The organism is Mycolicibacterium lacusdiani (genome assembly GCF_021916785.1).
GTDB classification, from domain to species: Bacteria; Actinomycetota; Actinomycetes; order Mycobacteriales; family Mycobacteriaceae; genus Mycobacterium; species Mycobacterium lacusdiani.
The window spans coordinates 218,262-236,454 of the sequence record NZ_JAKCFC010000010.1 but is presented as its reverse complement, the minus strand read 5'-3'; the positions used below and the strand labels follow the sequence as shown (position 1 = coordinate 236,454).

The 18,193-nt window shown below is 67.6% G+C and carries 16 protein-coding genes; 9 read left to right on the top strand and 7 right to left on the bottom strand.

Going from position 1 to position 18,193, the window contains the following annotated elements; translation table 11 throughout:
* The first annotated feature begins 153 nt into the window (after positions 1-153).
* Positions 154-1,917, top strand: a complete 1,764-nt coding sequence (locus LOK44_RS25120; RefSeq protein WP_308192790.1) for a DUF222 domain-containing protein — start codon at positions 154-156, stop codon at positions 1,915-1,917.
* Here the strand turns inward: LOK44_RS25120 and LOK44_RS25115 are convergent.
* Complete coding sequence (locus LOK44_RS25115; protein WP_237572797.1) at positions 1,874-2,203, bottom strand: hypothetical protein; 330 nt, start codon at positions 2,201-2,203, stop codon at positions 1,874-1,876. The two genes, LOK44_RS25120 and LOK44_RS25115, sit on opposite strands and share 44 nt — an antisense overlap.
* Before the next feature lie 249 nt (positions 2,204-2,452).
* Here LOK44_RS25115 and LOK44_RS25110 point away from each other — a divergent pair, with 249 nt between their 5' ends.
* The 5 genes from LOK44_RS25110 to LOK44_RS25090 all read left to right on the top strand — a co-directional run bounded on the left by LOK44_RS25110 (position 2,453) and on the right by LOK44_RS25090 (position 8,370).
* Complete coding sequence (locus tag LOK44_RS25110; RefSeq protein ID WP_237572796.1) at positions 2,453-2,839, top strand: GatB/YqeY domain-containing protein; 387 nt, start codon at positions 2,453-2,455, stop codon at positions 2,837-2,839.
* A gap of 72 nt (positions 2,840-2,911) precedes the next feature.
* Entirely contained in the window at positions 2,912-4,489 is a 1,578-nt protein-coding gene (locus LOK44_RS25105) for an ATP-dependent DNA ligase (RefSeq protein WP_237572795.1), read from the top strand.
* 60 nt (positions 4,490-4,549) lie between these two features.
* Complete coding sequence (locus tag LOK44_RS25100; protein WP_237572794.1) at positions 4,550-6,856, top strand: carbon starvation CstA family protein; 2,307 nt, start codon at positions 4,550-4,552, stop codon at positions 6,854-6,856.
* Positions 6,856-6,993 carry a CstA-like transporter-associated (seleno)protein gene (locus tag LOK44_RS25095; protein WP_372481314.1) on the top strand — a complete coding sequence of 46 codons (138 nt, stop codon included), beginning with the start codon at positions 6,856-6,858 and terminating at the stop codon, positions 6,991-6,993. Before LOK44_RS25100 ends, LOK44_RS25095 begins: the two co-directional genes overlap by 1 nt.
* A 78-nt stretch (positions 6,994-7,071) precedes the next feature.
* Positions 7,072-8,370 (top strand): amidohydrolase family protein, encoded by a 1,299-nt coding sequence (locus LOK44_RS25090; protein ID WP_237572792.1) that lies wholly within the window; start codon positions 7,072-7,074, stop codon positions 8,368-8,370.
* 2 nt (positions 8,371-8,372) lie between these two features.
* Here LOK44_RS25090 and LOK44_RS25085 read toward each other — a convergent pair whose 3' ends face one another.
* Positions 8,373-9,605, bottom strand: a complete 1,233-nt coding sequence (locus LOK44_RS25085; protein ID WP_237572791.1) for a cytochrome P450 — start codon at positions 9,603-9,605, stop codon at positions 8,373-8,375.
* Complete coding sequence (locus LOK44_RS25080) at positions 9,602-10,654, bottom strand: LLM class F420-dependent oxidoreductase (protein ID WP_237572790.1); 1,053 nt, start codon at positions 10,652-10,654, stop codon at positions 9,602-9,604. Before LOK44_RS25080 ends, LOK44_RS25085 begins: the two co-directional genes overlap by 4 nt.
* A gap of 98 nt (positions 10,655-10,752) precedes the next feature.
* Between LOK44_RS25080 and LOK44_RS25075 the strand changes: the two genes are divergently transcribed.
* On the top strand, positions 10,753-12,249 hold the full coding sequence (locus tag LOK44_RS25075) for an acyl-CoA carboxylase subunit beta (RefSeq protein WP_237572789.1): 1,497 nt from the start codon (positions 10,753-10,755) through the stop codon (positions 12,247-12,249).
* A gap of 9 nt (positions 12,250-12,258) precedes the next feature.
* Complete coding sequence (locus LOK44_RS25070) at positions 12,259-13,911, top strand: acetolactate synthase large subunit (protein WP_237572788.1); 1,653 nt, start codon at positions 12,259-12,261, stop codon at positions 13,909-13,911.
* On the opposite strand, the gene LOK44_RS25065 is transcribed toward LOK44_RS25070, so the two are convergent.
* Positions 13,890-15,029 (bottom strand): 3-ketosteroid-9-alpha-monooxygenase, oxygenase component, encoded by a 1,140-nt coding sequence (locus LOK44_RS25065; protein WP_237572787.1) that lies wholly within the window; start codon positions 15,027-15,029, stop codon positions 13,890-13,892. The genes LOK44_RS25070 and LOK44_RS25065 overlap by 22 nt on opposite strands.
* Positions 15,030-15,095: 66 nt before the next feature.
* Between LOK44_RS25065 and LOK44_RS25060 the strand changes: the two genes are divergently transcribed.
* A complete protein-coding gene (locus tag LOK44_RS25060; protein WP_237572786.1) occupies positions 15,096-15,746 on the top strand; it encodes a TetR family transcriptional regulator in 651 nt (216 codons plus the stop codon).
* Here LOK44_RS25060 and LOK44_RS25055 read toward each other — a convergent pair.
* Genes LOK44_RS25055 through LOK44_RS25045 form a run of 3 tightly spaced genes read right to left on the bottom strand, consistent with a single transcriptional unit; the run spans position 15,691 to position 18,157 of the window.
* Entirely contained in the window at positions 15,691-16,737 is a 1,047-nt protein-coding gene (locus LOK44_RS25055) for a TIGR03857 family LLM class F420-dependent oxidoreductase (protein WP_237572785.1), read from the bottom strand. The two genes, LOK44_RS25060 and LOK44_RS25055, sit on opposite strands and share 56 nt — an antisense overlap.
* Positions 16,734-17,108 (bottom strand): nuclear transport factor 2 family protein, encoded by a 375-nt coding sequence (locus LOK44_RS25050; RefSeq protein ID WP_237572784.1) that lies wholly within the window; start codon positions 17,106-17,108, stop codon positions 16,734-16,736. Before LOK44_RS25050 ends, LOK44_RS25055 begins: the two co-directional genes overlap by 4 nt.
* A complete protein-coding gene (locus LOK44_RS25045) occupies positions 17,105-18,157 on the bottom strand; it encodes a phosphotransferase (RefSeq protein ID WP_237572816.1) in 1,053 nt (350 codons plus the stop codon). The genes LOK44_RS25050 and LOK44_RS25045 overlap by 4 nt, the downstream gene beginning before the upstream one ends.
* Between the last annotated feature and the right edge of the window lie 36 nt (positions 18,158-18,193).

Genomic DNA, 18,193 nt, shown 5'->3' with positions numbered 1-18,193 from the left:
GCCCACCGCTTTCGCGTCATCTACAACACCATCCGACCACACCAAGCCATCCAGGACCGCACCCCACAACAGGCCTACCTGAACCCCATTAACCTGGAAATCCTGCCAACTCCTTGACTCAAGACAGCGACGGTCCTTCGAGCCACCGGCACGGTGGCTGAGTGGGCGCGCGTGGAGGCTGCAGCCACTGCCCGCCGGCTTGCGGCGATGGTTGTTCTCTTGGATCAGGCCTACGCCGCGGACGGGTCGTCCGACCGGGAGCAGTGGTACCTGGACAACTGGGGTGCCGTGGCCGCGGAGATCGGTGCCGAACAGAACATCACCCAGGGCGCAGCGGCGCATCAGCTATTGATCGCGACCGCGCTGCGCGACCGGCTGCCTCACGTGGCGGCACTGTTCGCCGACGGGCTGGTGTCCTACCGCGTGGTGTCGGCTATCACCGCACGGACAGCCCTGGTGCGGGACCGGGACGCGCAGCTGGCGGTCGACAAGGCGTTCGCAAAGGTCCTTCGGGACTGGGCGCCAATGTCCGAAGAGAAACTCAACAACGCCATCGACGCGATCGTCGCCGGACACGACCCACACGGGGTCTACCGCACGAAGCTGACGGCCAAGGGTCGCAACGTCCAGTTCGACTATGACGGTTCGGGCATGGCCACGATGTTCTGCACGATGTTCGCCACCGACGGCAAGGCCGTCGAGAAGCGCCTGAACGTCCTGGCGAGAACCGTGTGCCCGGGCGATCCGCGGACCGTCGAGCAGCGTCGCGCCGATTCGTTCCACTCGGTCCTGCGGGGTCTGGACTACCTGCCGTGCCTATGCGGCAGCGACGACTGCCCCGGCCCCACCACCGCCCCGGCGGGTGATCGGGTGGTCTACGTGGTGGTGAACGAGGACACCCTCAACGACGCCTCCGATGCCGCCAAGCAGCAGGACGCCGCGCTCGACGGTGAACCGGAGCCGCTGTACGACAAGCCGCTGTCGGAGATCACGACGTGGGATGAACTGAGCGGCAATACTAACGCCGCTCAGGACATCAAGGCCGAAGTCGCCAATACTGACATCCGACGGGGCAGTGCCGATGACTCGGAGAGCGACGGTCCCGAAGAGGGCGCCGAGGGCGCGTTCGAGGCCGAGCCTTCGGATGAAGAGGCCGACGCTGAACCAGATCACCACGACGCCGCCGGCCACCCTCCGAACGACGGACACCGGTTGAATGAGGCAGGCGCCCCCACCGATAGCCAAGCCCCCGCCACGCGCCCCGGCGCGATTCTCGGCGGCCCGTTCCTATCGGGCGCCCTCGCCCGCCGCTTCGCGCTCACCGCGAAGATCCGCAAGGTGATCCACCCAGGCGACGCTCCACCCGAGCCCCGCTACACCCCATCGCGCAGCCTGGCCGAGTTCGTGCGCTGCCGAGACCTGACCTGCCGCTTCCCCGGCTGCTCGCAACCAGCCGCTGAAACCGACATCGACCACACCATCGCCTCGCCGATCGGTCCAACGTGCGCCTCGAACTTGAAGTGCCTATGCCGTCGACATCACTTGCTGAAAACGTTCTGGGGCGGCCCCAACGGATGGCGGGACCGACAACTCCCAGACGGGACCATCATCTGGACCTCGCCGCGTGGCCGGACGTACATCACCGAGCCGGGCAGCAAGCTGCTGTTCCCCAGCCTCTGCATGCCCACCGCACCAGTCACGGTTAGCGACGAGGCGAGAACCAAAGCGGGTCAACATAACCCGGGCCTCACAATGCCCCGACGCCAACGCACCCGCGCCCAAGACCGAGCGCAACGCATCACCGAGGACCGCCGCCTCAACGAAGATGAGGCGGCGCTCGAAGCCGCGGGTGTCGAGCCCCCACCCGTCTGGGTCAGTTGGCCATCAGCCGGTGGATCGGAACGCCCGTGTCAGTGAGAACGCGCGCCACCGTGCCGCAGCCGGCGACGAGTTCGACCGTGACGCCAGCGGCCTGCCACTCCCGCACGGATGGTGCGAAGACGTGATCACCCGATGCCACTATGACACGCTCGTAACACCGCTTCGCCCAGGCGATGTCAGCCACGCCCAGCAGGGCCCGGTCGGCACCGTCGCGGCCTCGACCGGTGAGCAGACGAATTCCCGGCGGCAACGACTCCGAGGCGGCGAACGCCCGCGATCCGTCGACAGCCACCACGACACCGTCGTCGTTGTAGACGCCCACCCGGTCCTCGTAGAGATCCCAAATCCGGCGAACCGCCCGCGGCGTGACATGCCCCCGCGGACAGAGATTCTCGAGATCGATCAAGTGGAATGTCCGCGGCAGTGGCCGCCGGTGTCTGCCGCACGGTTGCTGCCGTCTGCGTTGCTTCGGTGTGGTCATCGATCCCCCCAGGTCGTTGGAGCGACAGGATGCCAGCGACCACCGACAAATGACATGACACGAATGAGAGCGAGGTAGCACTATGACCGGATGACCGAGCCAGCGACGACGTGGCGCGAGACGCTGCGCGCCCAACTGCTCACCGCGCGCAAGGACCGCGACCAGACGAGGGTCTCCGCCCTGCGCAGCGCGCTGAGTGCGATCGACAACGCCGAGACCCCAGACGCCGACACCCCAGCCGAAACGACACCCGTCGTGACACCCGATGGCGCGATCGCCGGGGCAACGTCCGGTCTCGCGTCTACGGAGGTCGCCCGGCGGCAGCTGACCGACTCCGAGATCCGTGCGCTGCTTCGAGGAGAAATCGACGAACGTCTGAGGGCCGCCGAGCAGTTGGCGGACAACGGCGCCGGGGATCGTGCCGCGGCGGTGCGGTCCGAAGCCGACGTCCTGACCGCGGTACTCGCCGCGGGCTAGGCGCCCACCCACACCCACCTTGGACACCCGACCCGCTCCCGCGATGTCACACCGTCGTGCCAGTCTGGAGGCGTGTTGCTTCATGACGTCGCCGCAGCGTCGGTCGACGTCGGCGCGGTGTCGTCACGCTCGGCGAAGATCGCCAGGATCGCCGAGCTGCTGACGGCTGCGACGACCGACGCCGACCCTGCCGACCCAACCGACCCCGCCGACACTGCCGACACTGCCGACACCGCCGCCATCATCGTCACCTGGCTCTCGGGCGACCTACCCCAACGGCAGATCGGCGTCGGGTGGGCCGCGTTGCGCTCGCTGCCCGCGCCTGCCGCCGAACCCACGCTGACCGTCACCGGCGTGCACGCCACCTTCAGCGAGATCAAGGCCGTCGCAGGCAAGGGCTCGCAGGCCCGCCGCGCCGAGCTGCTAGCCGGAGTGTTCGGTTCGGCCACCGACGTCGAGCAGACGTTCCTGCGCCGACTGCTCGGCGGCGAACTACGCCAGGGCGCGCTGGTGGGCGTCATGGCCGACGCCGTCGCCAAGGCCGCAGGCCAACCCGCTACTGGCGTCCGCCGGGCGGCGATGCTCAGCGGCGACCTCGCCACCGTGGCAGCCGCCGTGCTGACCGAGGGCGCCGAGGCGCTCGACCGGTTCACCCTGCACGTCGGCACGCCCGTCGGACCGATGCTCGCGCAGACGTCCACCGGCGTCGCGCACGCGCTCGAGAAGCTTGGCGGCACCGCCATATTCGAGGCGAAACTCGACGGCGCCCGCGTCCAGATCCACCGCGACGGCGACGACGTGTCCATCTACACCCGCAGCCTCGACGACGTCACCGACCGCCTGCCCGAGGTCGTCCAGGCCACGCTCGCCCTGCCCGTGCACGCGCTGATCGCCGACGGCGAGGCCATCGCGCTGCGGCCCGACGGCCGGCCCGACCGCTTCCAGGTGACGGCGTCGCGGTTCGGCTCGCGCGGCACCAGGGACGCCGTCGCCCAACCGCTATCGGTCTTCTTCTTCGACCTGCTGCACCTCGACGGGGTCGACCTGCTCGACGCCTCCACCACCGACCGGTTGGCAGCCCTCGACTCCATCGTCCCGGCGACGCAGAGGGTCGACCGACTGTCCACCGACGACGCCGACGCGGCCGACGCGTTCCTGCAGGCCACACTCGATGCCGGGCACGAGGGCGTGATGGCCAAGTCACCGTCGTCGCCGTACGAGGCGGGCCGCCGCGGCGCCGGCTGGCTGAAGGTCAAGCCCGTCCACACGCTCGACCTCGTGGTGCTCGCCGTCGAATGGGGCTCGGGCCGCCGCACCGGCAAGCTCTCGAACATCCATCTCGGCGCCCGCGACCCCGACACCGGCGGCTACGTCATGCTCGGCAAGACGTTCAAGGGCATGACCGACGAGATGCTCGACTGGCAGACCGCACGCTTCACCGAACTCGCCACCGGGCCGACCGACTCCTACGTCGTCCCCGTGCGACCCGAACAGGTCGTCGAGATCGCCCTCGACGGCGTGCAGGGATCCACTCGCTACCCCGCGGGCATGGCGCTGCGCTTCGCACGGGTGGTCCGTTACCGCGACGACAAGCGTCCCGACGAGGCCGACACCGTGGACACCGTGCGGGCACTGTACGACCGCCCCTGAACGACGCACCAAACGGGGCGTTCTCGCCAATCGCCTGAGCCACGATGACAGGATCGCCCTATGGCTGCATCACCACCCACACCCCGGGCCACCACGTCGGAACGCACCGAGGAGACCGTCGGCGACGTCACGTACGTCCGCAATAGCGCCGACCTGCCCCCGGTCGCGATCATCGACCGCTCACCGATCACCCTGAAGCACAAGATCGTCTTCGGCGTCATCGCCATCATCGGCGCGGTCGCGTGGGCCGTGATCGCCTTCTTCCGCGGGGAGACGGTCAACGCGGTCTGGTTCGTCATCGCCGCGTTCTGCACGTACGTCATCGGCTTCCGGTTCTACGCCCGGTTGATCGAGATGAAGATCGTCAAACCCCGCGACGACGTCGCCACCCCTGCCGAGATCTTCGAGAACGGCACCGACTACATGCCCACCGACCGGCGCGTGCTGTTCGGCCACCACTTCGCGGCCATCGCCGGCGCAGGCCCGCTGGTGGGCCCGGTGCTCGCCATGCAGATGGGCTACCTGCCCGGCACCATCTGGATCATCATCGGCGCGTTGGTTGCCGGCTGCGTGCAGGACTACCTGGTCCTCTCGATCTCGGTGCGCCGCCGCGGCCGCTCGCTGGGCCAGATGGCCCGCGACGAGCTCGGCACCATCGGCGGTGTCGCCGCGATCGTCGGCGTGCTGGTCATCATGGTGATCCTGCTGGCAGTGCTGGCGCTCGTCGTCGTCAACGCCCTCTCCGAGAGCCCGTGGGGCGTCTTCTCCATCGCGATGACGATTCCCATCGCGATCTTCATGGGTCTCTACCTGCGGTACCTGCGACCCGGTCGGGTCTCCGAGGTCTCCCTGATTGGCGTCGTGCTGCTGCTGCTCGCCGTCCTCTCTGGCGGCTGGGTCGCCGAAACGGCTTGGGGTACCGACTGGTTCACCCTGTCGAAGGTCGCCCTGTCCTGGTGCATCATCGCCTACGGCCTCGCTGCCTCGGTACTCCCGGTGTGGTTGCTGCTCGCCCCCCGCGACTACCTGTCCACCTTCATGAAGGTCGGCACGATCGTGCTGCTGGCCATCGGCATCCTGCTGGCCCGCCCGATCATGGAGGCGCCCGCGGTCTCGTCGTTCGCCGCCAGCGGCACCGGCCCGGTCTTCGCCGGTTCGCTGTTCCCGTTCCTGTTCATCACGATCGCGTGCGGTGCGCTGTCCGGTTTCCATTCGCTGATCTCCTCGGGCACCACGCCGAAGCTGCTCGAGAAGGAAAGCCAGATGCGGCTGATCGGCTACGGCGGCATGCTGACCGAGTCGTTCGTCGCAATCATGGCGCTCATCACCGCGGCCATCCTCAACCAGCACCTGTACTTCACGATGAACGCGCCCGCCGCCTCCACCGGAACCACCGGGCAGACCGCTGCCGACTACGTCAACGGCCTTGGCCTCTCCGGCCCACCGATCACCGGAGCCGAGATCGACGCGGCCGCCGAAAGCGTCGGCGAGGAGTCCATCGTCTCCCGCACGGGCGGCGCACCCACGCTGGCCTTCGGCATGTCCGAGGTGCTGCACCAGGTGTTCGGCGGTCAGGCACTCAAGGCGTTCTGGTACCACTTCGCGATCATGTTCGAGGCGCTGTTCATCCTCACCACGGTCGACGCGGGCACCCGGGTGGCGCGCTTCATGCTCTCCGACGGTCTCGGCAACCTCGGCGGCCCGTTCAAGAAGCTGCAGAACCCGAGTTGGCGTGTGGGAGCCTGGATCTGCAGCATCATCGTGGTCGCCGCGTGGGGCAGCATCCTGTTGATGGGCGTCACCGACCCCCTCGGCGGCATCAACACCCTGTTCCCCCTGTTCGGCATCGCCAACCAGCTGCTGGCCGCCATCGCGCTGACGGTCGTCACCGTCGTCATCATCAAGCGCGGCCTGCTGAAGTGGGCATGGATCCCCGGCATTCCACTGGCGTGGGACCTCGTCGTGACCATGACCGCCTCGTGGCAGAAGATCTTCTCGGGCGATCCGAAGGTCGGCTACTGGACGCAGCACTTCCAGTACCGCGACGCCAAGGACGCGGGCAAGACCGCGTTCGGCGCGGCCAAGGACGCCGGCCAGCTCGACGCCGTCATCCGCAACACGTTCATCCAGGGCACGCTGTCGATCGTGTTCGCCGTACTGGTGGTCATCGTGTTCGCCGCAGGCGTCGTCATGGCGCTCAAGGCGATTCAGGGCCGCGGCAGGCCGCTGACCGAGGACGAGCCGGTGCCGTCGCGCATCTTCGCGCCGTCCGGACTGCTGGCCACCAAGGCTGAGAAGGAGGTGCAGAAGCAATGGGACGAGTCACCGCATACGCCCGCCAGATCGGTTGGTACTGGGGGTCACTGATGGGCGACAACCACTATCGCCGCTACGTCGAACACCGCTCGCGCACCCATCCCGGTGACCCGGTGATGTCCGAGCGGGACTACTGGCGCATGCGTCACGATGCGACGGAACGGAATCCGCAGACGCGCTGCTGCTGAGTTCCCACTCCGAGTTTCCCCGTGCCCCCGACGTGTACTGTCGAATTTACGGTAAGGGCATTCAACGGGAGGTTCGCGATGGACAAGAACGACATGATCTTGATCAGCGTCGACGATCACATCATCGAGCCGCCGAACATGTTCGCCAACCACCTGCCCAAGAAGTACGCCGACGAGGCACCGCGGCTCGTGCACAACGCCGACGGCTCGGACACGTGGCAGTTCCGCGACGTCGTCATCCCCAACGTCGCACTGAACGCGGTAGCAGGCAGGCCCAAGGAGGAGTACGGCCTCGAACCCCAGGGCCTCGACGAGATCCGCAAGGGCTGCTACGACCCCGACGAACGCGTCAAGGACATGAACGCCGGCGGCGTCCTGGCCACCATGAACTTTCCGTCGTTCCCCGGCTTCGCCGCGCGACTGTTCGCCACCGAGGACTCGGAGTTCTCGCTGGCACTAGTGCAGGCCTACAACGACTGGCACATCGACGAATGGTGCGCCAGCAATCCCGGGCGCTTCATCCCGATGGCCATCCCCGCGATCTGGGACCCGGCGCTGGCAGCCCAAGAGGTGCGCCGCGTCGCCGAGAAGGGCGTGCACTCACTGACGTTCACCGAGAACCCATCCGCACTGGGCTACCCGTCGTTCCACGACCACGAATACTGGGCTCCCTTGTGGCAGGCCCTCGTCGACACCGAGACCGTGATGAACGTGCACATCGGATCCTCGGGTCGGCTCGCCATCACCGCCCCGGACGCACCGATGGACGTGATGATCACGTTGCAGCCCATGAACATCGTGCAGGCTGCGGCGGATTTGCTATGGTCGGCGCCGATCAAGAAGTACCCGACGCTCAAGATCGCGCTGAGCGAGGGCGGCACGGGGTGGATCCCCTACTTCCTCGACCGGGTGGACCGCACCTACGAGATGCACTCGACCTGGACGGGACAGGACTTCGGCGGAAAGAAGCCCAGCGAGGTGTTCCGCGAGCACTTCATGACGTGCTTCATCTCCGATCCGATCGGCGTGAAGAACCGCCACGAGATCGGCATCGACAACATCTGCTGGGAGATGGACTACCCGCACTCGGATTCCATGTGGCCCGGTGCCCCGGAAGAACTGTGGGCCGTGTTCGACACCTATGACGTCACCGATGCCGAGATCGACAAGATCACCCACGAGAACGCGATGAAGCTCTACCACTTCGAGCCGTTCGCCCACGTTCCCAAGGACCAGGCCACCGTCGGCGCGCTGCGCAAGGCCGCCGAGGGCCACGACGTCTCCGTTCGCGCCCTGAGCCACGCACGAACCGGCGAGAAGACGAGCGTCAGCGACTGGACGGCGAACCTGGAGAAGGCGACCGCGTCGCAGAAGTAGGGCTAGCGCAACGAATATCGGATCGGCAGGTGCTTGAGGCCGCCGACGAAGGTGGTGGCCAGGTAGTCGGGCCGGCCTGCGAGTTCGACCGACGTCAACCGCGGCAGTAGCTCGCTGAAGAAGCTGTTGATCTCCAGCCGGGCCAGCGCGGCGCCCAGACAGAAGTGCACACCGTATCCGAAGGCGATGTGCCGGTTCGGATCTCGGCCGACGTCGAAGGTGAACGGGTCGCTGAACACCTCCTCGTCACGGTTGCCGGAGACGTAGGACAGCAGCACCGACTCGCCTGCGGAGATCTTCACACCACGAATGACGTAGTCGCGCTGCGCAGTTCGCATGAACTCCTTCACCGGGGTCGTCCAGCGCACCATCTCTTCCACCGCAAGCGGCATCAGGCCGGGGTCGTTGCGCAGGCGTGCCAACTGCTCGGGATGCTCGACGAGGGCGTGCATGCCGCCGGAGATGCTGGCGCTGGAGGTGTCGTGACCGGCCGCGGCGATGATCGCGTAGTAGGACACCGTCTCGATGTCCGACAGCGGCTCGCCGTCGATCGTGGCGTTGGCGATCGCCGACGCCAGGTCCTCGGTCGGATTGGCCCGGCGGCCCGCGGTCAGCTCGGTGAAGTACTGGAACATCTCGAGCAGTGCCGTCATCTGCTCGGCCATGTCACCGCGCTTGAACTCGTCGTCGTCGCTGCCGAATAGTTCCTGGGTCAGCTTGAGCATCAGCCCGAAGTCGTCCTCGGGCACGCCCAGCAGCGTCATGATCATGTAGAGCGGATAGTTGACGGCGACCTTCTGCACGAAGTCGCATTCGGGCCCCTCGGCCACCATCCTGTCGACGAACTGCTCGGCCAGTTCATCGGCACGATCCTTTAACGCGCGCATGGCCTTTGGCCGGAACCAGTTGGCGCCGATCGCCCGCACGTCACGGTGCTGCGGGTCGTCCATGTGGATGAGCGTCTTGATGCCGACGGCCGCTTGCTGCTCGTCGCCCTCCCTGGTGACCAGCACCGGTCGCGGCGAGTTGGTGAACACGTCGTTGGCACGCTCGATCTCCATGATGTCGGCGTGCTTGGTGATCGCCCAGAACGGCGCGTAGTTCGGCACGTCCACCCACGACACCGGCGCAGTGGCGCGCAGGTGTGTGAGCGCGCGGTGCAGGCCCACCTCGTCGGTGTAGGCCAACGGATCGGCCAGTACCTTGGCGGCGTCGTCCATGGTTGGAGTGCTCACCGTGGGCTCCCTTCATCGGTGGTCCGGAGTTGATTCAGCACCGACTCGACGGCCTCGTCGCTCAGCGTGGCGGGCAGCGCGGGCAGCACGCGGTCGATCGCGCCGTCGCAGCGCACCCGCAGCGCATCGGCGACGTCGCGCAGAGGAGCGACGACGGCGAAGGCGCGCAGAACGTCGTCGTCGACCAGGTCGCCCATCGCGTCCCACTGCCCCAGCTTCGACAGCCGGTGCAGTTCGGTGTGGACGTCACCCCACCCGTGCAGTTCGAGCACCTTGCGGTACGCCGGGGTGGATCCGTAGAACGCAATCTGCTTGCGGACGGGCACGGCAGCCTCCGCCATGGCCTCCTCCGTGTCGCCGGTGACGACGAACACCGGGCACGACACCTGGACGTCACGGCGCTCCCGGCCGGCGCGGCTCAGCCCGCGCAGCAGTGCGGGCGTGGTGATCTCGTCGGTATAGCGCTTGGTGGTGAAGGCGTGGGCGAGCAGACCATCGGCGACCTCGCCGCACATCTCGGTCATGGCCTCGCCGACGGCGGCGACGAAGACGTTCGGCTGACCGTGCGGCATCGGCTCGGGCGAGAACATCGGCGTCATCAGCGTGTGCGTGTAGAAGTCGCCGCGAAAGCTCAGGCGCGTTCCGTCCTGCCAGCACGTCCAGATCGCCCGCAGCGCTTCGATGAACTCCCGCATTCGGCGCACCGGGTGACTCCACGGCATGCTGAACCGCTTCTCGACGTGGGCTTGAATCTGCGAACCCAGACCGAGATTCAGCCGGCCTGCGGAGTAAGCCTGTAGGTCCCAGCCGAGGTTGGCCACCGTCATGGGATTGCGCGCGAAGGCCACCGCGATGCTGGTGCCGATCTCGAGGCGCGACGTGTGTTCGGCGGCGAGCAACAGTGGGAGGAAGGGGTCGTGGTCGATCTCGCCGGTCCAGCAGCCGTCGTAGCCAAGGCGCTCGATGTCGCGGGCGATGCCGGGGACCCGGGATAGGTCGCTCGGTACGCCCCGGTCGACGCGTAGTCGCGGAGCGAGGTCAGCAGTCAACGGCCCGCGCGGCAGCTCGCCCCTCGTCGCCGCAGTGCATGCGGCAGACGCTACAGTAAGCACTTCAGTATGGTCAACGGTCTTGGTAGGAGGACGACGTGGCGAAGGCTTCCGACTGGGACGAGACACTGGCGGACCTGGAGCGGCGGCGTAACCACACCAGGGCCATGGGTGGGCCGGAGCGGGTCGCCAAGCACCACGCCAAGGGCAAGCTCGACGCCCGTGCCCGCCTGGACCGACTGCTGGACGCGGGATCGTTTCGCGAACTAGGCACCCTGGTCGGCGGTGACATCGCCGCCGACGGGATCGTCGTCGGCTCGGGCGCGGTGAATGGGACCCCCGTGATGGTCGGCGCCGAGGACTTCACGACGCTCGCGGGCAGCATCGGCCCCGGCGGCAACTCCAAGCGGTACCGCATCGCCGAACTCGCGCTGCGTCATCGTGTGCCGCTGGTGATGTTGTTGGAAGGGGCCGGCTTTCGGCCCACCGGGGGCCACTACGGCCGCACCCCGACCGACCTGCTGGCCCAGGCGAACTGCTCGGGCAAGGTACCGACCGTGGCCGCGGTGCTCGGCCCCTCGGCGGGGCACGGCGCGCTGGTCGCCCCGGTGTGCGACTTCCGCATCATGAGCCGCCAGGGCGCGATCTTCACGGCAGGGCCGCCGGTGGTCAAGGAGTCGACGGGCGAGGAGATCACCAAGGAGGATCTCGGCGGACCGGACGTCGCGCTGCCCAGCGGGGTGATCCACAATCTCGGCGAGGACGACGAAACCGTGCTCGACGACGTCCGCCGGTACCTGTCGTACTTCCCGCCCAGCGCCTGGTCGTACCCGGCGCGACTGCCCGACGACTCGACCACCGCAGCCCGCCCGACCCCGGAGCTGCTCGACATCGTCTCGCGCGACAACAAACGCGTCTACGACATGCGCAAGGTGCTCGACGTCATCCTCGACCGTCCGGACTGGTTCGAGGTGCAGCCGAAGTTCGGCAGGGCGATCATCTGCGCGCTCGGTCACCTGGGCGGCAATCCCGTTGCCGTGGTCGCGAATCAGCCGCAGGTGATGGCCGGCTCGATCGACGCCGACGCTGCCGACAAGGCCGCGCACTTCATCATGGTCGCCGACTCGTTCCACCTGCCGATCGTGTTCCTCGCCGACAACCCGGGCATGATGCCCGGCAGCCGATCCGAGCGCAGCGGCGTGCTGCGCGCTGGGGCCCGCATGTTCGCTGCGCAGACCGCGGCGACGACGCTCAAGTTGCACGTGACCCTGCGCAAGGCATACGGATTCGGGTCGATGGTCATGTCGCTGCTCGGCTTCGACAACCAGGGCGCCACCTACGCCTACCCCGGGGCGACGATGGGCGCGATGAGTGCAGCGGCACTGACCCGCGCCACGCACGCCGAGGAGGACGTGAGCGCCAAGCTGCGCGACGCCGAGTTGCAGGCGTCCTACCGCTCGGCGGAACACCTCGGGTTCGACGAGCTGATCGACCCGCGCGAGACGCGCGATGCGCTGCTCGCCGGCCTGCATCGCGGTCTGCACGCCAGGCAGGCCGCCGCCGAACCCGTGAGCCGGACGGTCATCCTGCCGTAGCGTGGCAGCATGCCGACTCCTGCCGAATTGATGGTCGAGTGCCTCGAGGCCGAGGGCGTGACGCTGGTCTTCGGCATACCCGGCGAGGAGAACATCCACTTCGTGCGGGCGCTCGCCCGGTCCGACCAAATCCGGTACGTGCTGTGCAGGCACGAGCAGGGCGCCTCGTTCATGGCCGAGATGTACGGCCGAGTCACCGGCAGGCCCGCGGTCGTATCGGCCACACTCGGCCCCGGTGCGATCAACATGCAGCTGGGCGTCGCCGACGCGACCACCAACAGCACTCCGCTGGTGGCGATCTCGGCGCAGGTCGGACAAAACCGGGAGTACAAGGAGTCCCACCAGTACGTCGACCTGGTAGCCATGTTCGCCCCGATCACGCGGTGGTCCGACGGCGTCCCGTCACCGCTGGCGATCCCCGAGATGTTCCGCAAGGCGTTCAAGCTCGCCGAGACCGAACGCCCGGCCGCGGTGTACCTGGCGATCCCGGAGAACATCGACGCCGACGAGTCCGGCTACGACATCGCTCCCCTGCCGCGCAACGTCGTCCGGGCGGAGGCGCCCTCACCGGCACAGGTGGTCCGCGCCGCCGATCTGCTGCGGTCGGCGAAGCGTCCGGTGGTGCTCGCCGGCCATGGCGCGGCACGTGCGCACGCCACCGCGCCGCTGGTGCGGCTCTCCGAGGAACTCGGCATCCGGGTGGCCAACACGTTCCACGGCAAGGGCGTGATGCCCGACGACCACCCGAACGGCATGGGCACCATCGGCTTCATGCGGCACGATTACGTGAACTTCGGCTTCGACGACGCGGACCTGGTAATCGCGGTTGGCTACGAACTGCAGGAGTTCGACCCGGTCCGGATCAACCCCAAGGCCGACAAGCGCATCATCCACGTGCACCGCTTCCCCGCCGAGGTCGACGCCCACTACTCCGTCGACGTCGGCATCGTCGGTGACATCGGGGCGTCACTCGACGCGCTGCGGGAGGCCTTGGCGGGGCACCGCTTCGAGGGTGCCGACACGGCCGCACCCGGCGCCGACCTGCTGAGCGAGGAGTTCGCCCGCGGGCAGGCCGATGCCCGGTTCCCGTTGGCCCCGCAGCGCATCGTCGCCGACACCCGCGCAGCGCTCGGGCATGGCGACGTGGTACTGGTCGACACCGGCGCGGCCAAGATGTGGATGGCGCGGCTGTACCCCACCTACGAGGCGAACACCTGCCTGATCTCCAACGGCCTGTCCACGATGGCGTTCTCGCTACCCGGCGCGCTGGGGGTGAAGCTGGCCCGGCCCGACGCCAAGGTGCTGGCCGTGATGGGCGACGGCGCGTTCCTGATGAACTCCCAGGAGATCGAAACCGCGGTGCGCGAACGCATCCCGCTGGTTGTGCTGATCTGGGAGGACAACGGGTACGGCCTGATCGAGTGGAAGATGGACCTCGAACTCGGCGACCACTACTACGTCGGATTCGGCAACCCCGACGTCGTCAAGTATGCAGAGAGCTTCGGGGCCAAGGGCTACCGGATCGAGGCCGCCGACGACCTGCTGCCCACGCTGCGTACGGCGCTGGCCGACGACGGCGTGTCGATCATCGCCTGTCCGGTGGACTACTCGGAGAACCTGCGGCTGACGGACCGTCTCGGTCAGCTCGACGGGACGCTCTGAACCATGTTCTCGGCTACCTCCGACTGCCAGAAGTCGTTGGCGTGCGTGGTGTCCACCTCGAGTTCGAACCTGTCGGTCATGTCCGGGGTGACGTCGGCGACGTCGACGTAGAACTGCTCGTACCACCGGCGGTGCTGATACACCGCGCCGTCCTCCTCGGTGAGCAGCGGATTGTCGATGCGCGCCTTGTGCTTCCAGATCTCGACGTCCTGGAGGAAGCCTTCCCCGAACGACTTCGCCATCGAGCCCGCCAGCTTCGCGGCCTTGTCCGCGGGCAGACCCGGGATCGCCTGCACCGCCACACCCCACTGCAGGACGAACGAGTCGTGCGTCACCGGATAGTGGCAGTTGATCAGCGCCACCTCGATGGTGAAGTCAGGCGCCACGTCGTTGTGCAGCCAGTTGATCATGTAGGCCGGACCGAAGTAGGTCGCCTCGGACCGCAACTTCGTGCCCTCCCAGAGCTTCTCGAAGTTGGGCGTCACGTCGGGCCGCGCCCTGGACTCCATGAATTGCGTCGCCGTGTGCCCTTCGATCACGTTCTTGAAGTACGTCGGGTAGGCGTGATGGATGTAGAAGAAGTGCGCCATGTCGACGTTGTTGTCGACGATCTCGCGGCAGTGCGAACCCTCGATCAGGATGCGGTTCCACGACCACGGCGACCACGCTCCGTCGGAGTACCCGTCGATCTCGGGCGGGAAGAGTTCGTCCGGCGGCGCCGAGCCCTCGGGGTCGTGCCAGACCATCAGTTGGCCGTTGACCTCGCGGGTGGGCCACCGGCGCGTACGCGCGAGACGCGGTGTGCGCTTGGCGTAGGGCACCAGCGAGCAGCGCCCCGTCGAACCCTGCCAGCGCCAGTCGTGGAACGGGCACGCCAGCGAGTCGCCCTTGACCGTGCCCTGCGACAGATCCCCACCCATGTGCCTGCAGTACGCGTCGAGGACGTGGCGGGCACCGTCGGCGTCGCTGAACACGACCAGCTTGGTGCCGAACGCCTCGATTCCATGGGGCTTCCCGTCGGCGAAGTCCTCGGCGAGTCCGAGGCAGTGCCATCCCCTGGCGAAGCGCTCCATGGGCGAACCGGTGTCGATCTCCCGAATTGCGTCGGCCTCGGTCATGGGCGTCCCCTTCGTCGACCACCGACACTAAGCGAAATCGCTTAATTCTTCAAGTATGGTTACCGCATGGCCCGGGGCGAGCAGACCAGACACGCCATCCTCGATGCCGCCGAGCGGCTCATCGCGGAGCAGGGCGTCCGAGTACCGCTGCGCGACATCGCCCTTGCCGCGGGGCAGCGCAACAACTCGGCGGTGAACTACCACTTCCGCAACCGGCAGGACCTCATCGACGCGATCGTGGTGCGCAGACTCGAGCCCATGGAGTACGAGCGCCGTCTGCTGCTCCAGGGGCTCGACGCGGATCAGCGGACCGACGTCGACGTGCTGCTGCGGGTCATGGTGCTGCCGCTGCTCCACGTCGACAGCGCCTACTACGCGCGCTTCCTGCACGCGGCAGCCCACTACCTGCGCACCGACACCGATCAGACCCCGAACTCCGTGTGGCCCGACGTCATGGACGGACTGGCACGCGCGGTTCCCACCACCGACCACGCGAGCCGTCACCGGCGCGTCAGCGCGGTCGCCACGGCCATGTTCGCCCTGCTGGCCGAACGCGAACACCGGGCGCAGCACGAGCCGGACACGGCCGCAACGGCCGAGGAGTTGATCGCGATGCTGGGGGCGATGCTGACCGCACCCCTGCCGGACGCGATGGCGGGCGCTAGCCCACGGACTCCCGATACGCGGCGACGATCGGCGCCAGCTCGTCCGGCGTAGAGCCGTGCATGATCACCGCGTCGGCGCCGTAGTCGAACTCCTTGCGCACCCGGTCCACGCACTGGCTCGCCGTGCCGGTGGCCGACGGCTCCAACCACTCCTGCGGAATCAGCGTCGCGACGTGCTCGATCTGATCGGCGGTGGCCTTGTGGTCGATGCCGCCGGGGATGGACTGCACCACCGGGTCGTCCCGGAATCGTTGCAGCACTGCCGGATCCCAGCCGTTGGTCTTGACCAGCAGATCGCCGTAGCCCTGTAGGTAGGTCGCCAGCCGGGCGACGGTCTTCTTCAGCCGCAGTTCCTCGGGCAGGTGGTCGCCCACCGTCGCGAAGCACGACCACACCCGCACGCTGGCCGGGTCGCGCCCTGCCTGCTCGGCGGCGTCCTTGACCGTCTTGACCGCCCGCTGCAGTGTCTCCGGCGTGAAGTAGGTGTGCAGGATGACGTCGTCGAACTCACGGCCGCCCAGGGCGAGCGTCTGTGGACCGAACGCGACGATCGCCAGCCGGATGTCCTCGTCGAAGTCGGGATCGAGGAACAGCACCTGGTACTTGCCGATCGGCCCGTCGTGGCCGAAGATCAGCTCCCCGTGCCACAGCTTGCGCATCACCTGCGCGAAGTCCTCCATCTGCGCAGTGGTGACCGCGGGCACGCCGAACGCGTCGTACATCGCGGCGATGCCCCTACCGAGCCCCAGGGTGAACCGGCCGCCGGACAGCCGGTGCATGGTCGTCGCCCACGAACCAGTGATCAAAGGATGCCGGGTGTTGTGATTCGTTGCGGCTGTGGCGATCCGCATCCGCTCGGTGACGGCGAGCGCCGCACCGGTGAGCGACGACGCCTCCTTGACGTTCCACCGCTCGGAGATGAAGCCGGTGCCGAAGCCGAGTTCCTCGCCGCGGCCGGCCTCGTCCATCAGCGTGGCCGGACCCTCTCCACCGGCACCGGCGAGTAGGTAGTAGCCCAGCTCGTCCAACACGCGCTGTGTCATCCCCACACTCCTTGTTTGTAGCCACAATTCCAGACCTCGGTGATCCTGCCGCCGACCACGCGGAAGATCTCCATGCTGCCGACGGTGGTCTCGGTACCGTCCTTCAACGACATCGGCGACTGGTACACGATCGCCACGTGTTCGCCGTCATCACCGGCAACGACCAGGTTCAGCTCGAAGTGGATGGTCTCGAACATGGCCCAGTGGTCGACTATTCGCGCCACGGCCTGCTCGTGGGTCAGCACGGTCGCCTCCCCCACGTCGTGGCGGGTGACCGTCTCGCCCATCAACTCCTCGGCCAGTGCGAAGTCCCGCTGGTTCCACACGACCAGGTTGTACAGCTCGACCACCTCGCGCGCCGACCGCGTCACGGGAAGGCCGCCAGCGCGTCGATGGCGTCGATCGCGGCGACCGCCCGGTCGGTCAGCGTCAGGCACAGTCGTCTCGACCGTTCCGGCAAGCCATCCCACCCGTTGAGCGTGATGACCGGCAGCAGCATCAGGTAGACGGCGGCCAGGCGGTAGTGCCGCCAGGCATCGTCGAAGCCGTAGTCCCGCAGACCCGCTGCGGCCAGGTGGTCGAGGTACTCGCGGACGAGGATTTCGTCGTGACCCTCCCGCACGGCGCTTGGCAGACCCTGGGTGACCAGGTAGGCGATGTCCGATGCCCCGCAGCCGCGGGCTGCGAACTGGAAGTCGACGACCTTCATGGCGTCGCCGGAGAAGAACAGGTTGTCCGCGCGGATGTCGCCGTGGAGCAGCATCTCGCGCTCGGTGAGTTGCGGCAGCGCTGCCGCAGCCCGGTCGGCGAAGCGCTCGGCGAACGCGCCGACCGCGTCCGGCACCGTCGCGTCCGTGTGTTCGCGGTAGATCTGCCAGCCGGGTGCGAACACGGGCAGCAGCAGATCCCGCGCGATCGGGGTGTCCAGGCTCGGGAATGCTTGCAGCACGGCCGGATCCGCCGACGTATTTGACCACGCGTGCAGGCCGGCCAGTGCGGCGATGCAGGTTCGCGCCCGGGCAAGAGAGAGTCCGGCGAGGTGGTCGGCGTTCTCCCAGTTCGAGAGGTCCTCGAGGATCAGGACGAAGTCGGCGCCACCGTCGGCGATGCGGGCCGCGCGCACGTGCGGTGTCGCGATCGGGGCGTGGCCAGCCACGGTGCGGTAGAACGCCAGTTCCCGGCGATACCCGCCCAGTAGTTCCATGGCACCGCGCGCCTCGGACTGCGCCGGCAACTTGGCGATGACGGTCGCCGGGACGTGGTCGCCGGTCAGGTGCAATCGGTACAGCAGCGACGAGAACCCCGTGTCGAGTGCGATGCGGTCGCTTCGGACGCCGGTGACCTCGACGCCGAGGGCGTCGGTGAGCCACGCGGCATCGACGCCCTCGATGCCGGTCGGAATTACTGATTGATCAACGATGAGCTCAAGTTAATTGTCGAGCGTCTAATATGCAAG

Excerpts from the sequence above, each read along its gene's own strand:
- LOK44_RS25110 (WP_237572796.1), top strand. The coding sequence starts at position 2,453 with ATGACCGAGCCAGCGACGACGTGGCGCGAGACGCTGCGCGCCCAACTG.
- LOK44_RS25100 (WP_237572794.1), top strand. The coding sequence starts at position 4,550 with ATGGCTGCATCACCACCCACACCCCGGGCCACCACGTCGGAACGCACC.
- LOK44_RS25095 (WP_372481314.1), top strand. The coding sequence starts at position 6,856 with ATGGGCGACAACCACTATCGCCGCTACGTCGAACACCGCTCGCGCACC.
- LOK44_RS25090 (WP_237572792.1), top strand. The coding sequence starts at position 7,072 with ATGGACAAGAACGACATGATCTTGATCAGCGTCGACGATCACATCATC.
- LOK44_RS25070 (WP_237572788.1), top strand. The coding sequence starts at position 12,259 with ATGCCGACTCCTGCCGAATTGATGGTCGAGTGCCTCGAGGCCGAGGGC.
- LOK44_RS25065 (WP_237572787.1), bottom strand. The coding sequence starts at position 15,029 with ATGACCGAGGCCGACGCAATTCGGGAGATCGACACCGGTTCGCCCATG.
- LOK44_RS25060 (WP_237572786.1), top strand. The coding sequence starts at position 15,096 with ATGGCCCGGGGCGAGCAGACCAGACACGCCATCCTCGATGCCGCCGAG.
- LOK44_RS25055 (WP_237572785.1), bottom strand. The coding sequence starts at position 16,737 with ATGACACAGCGCGTGTTGGACGAGCTGGGCTACTACCTACTCGCCGGT.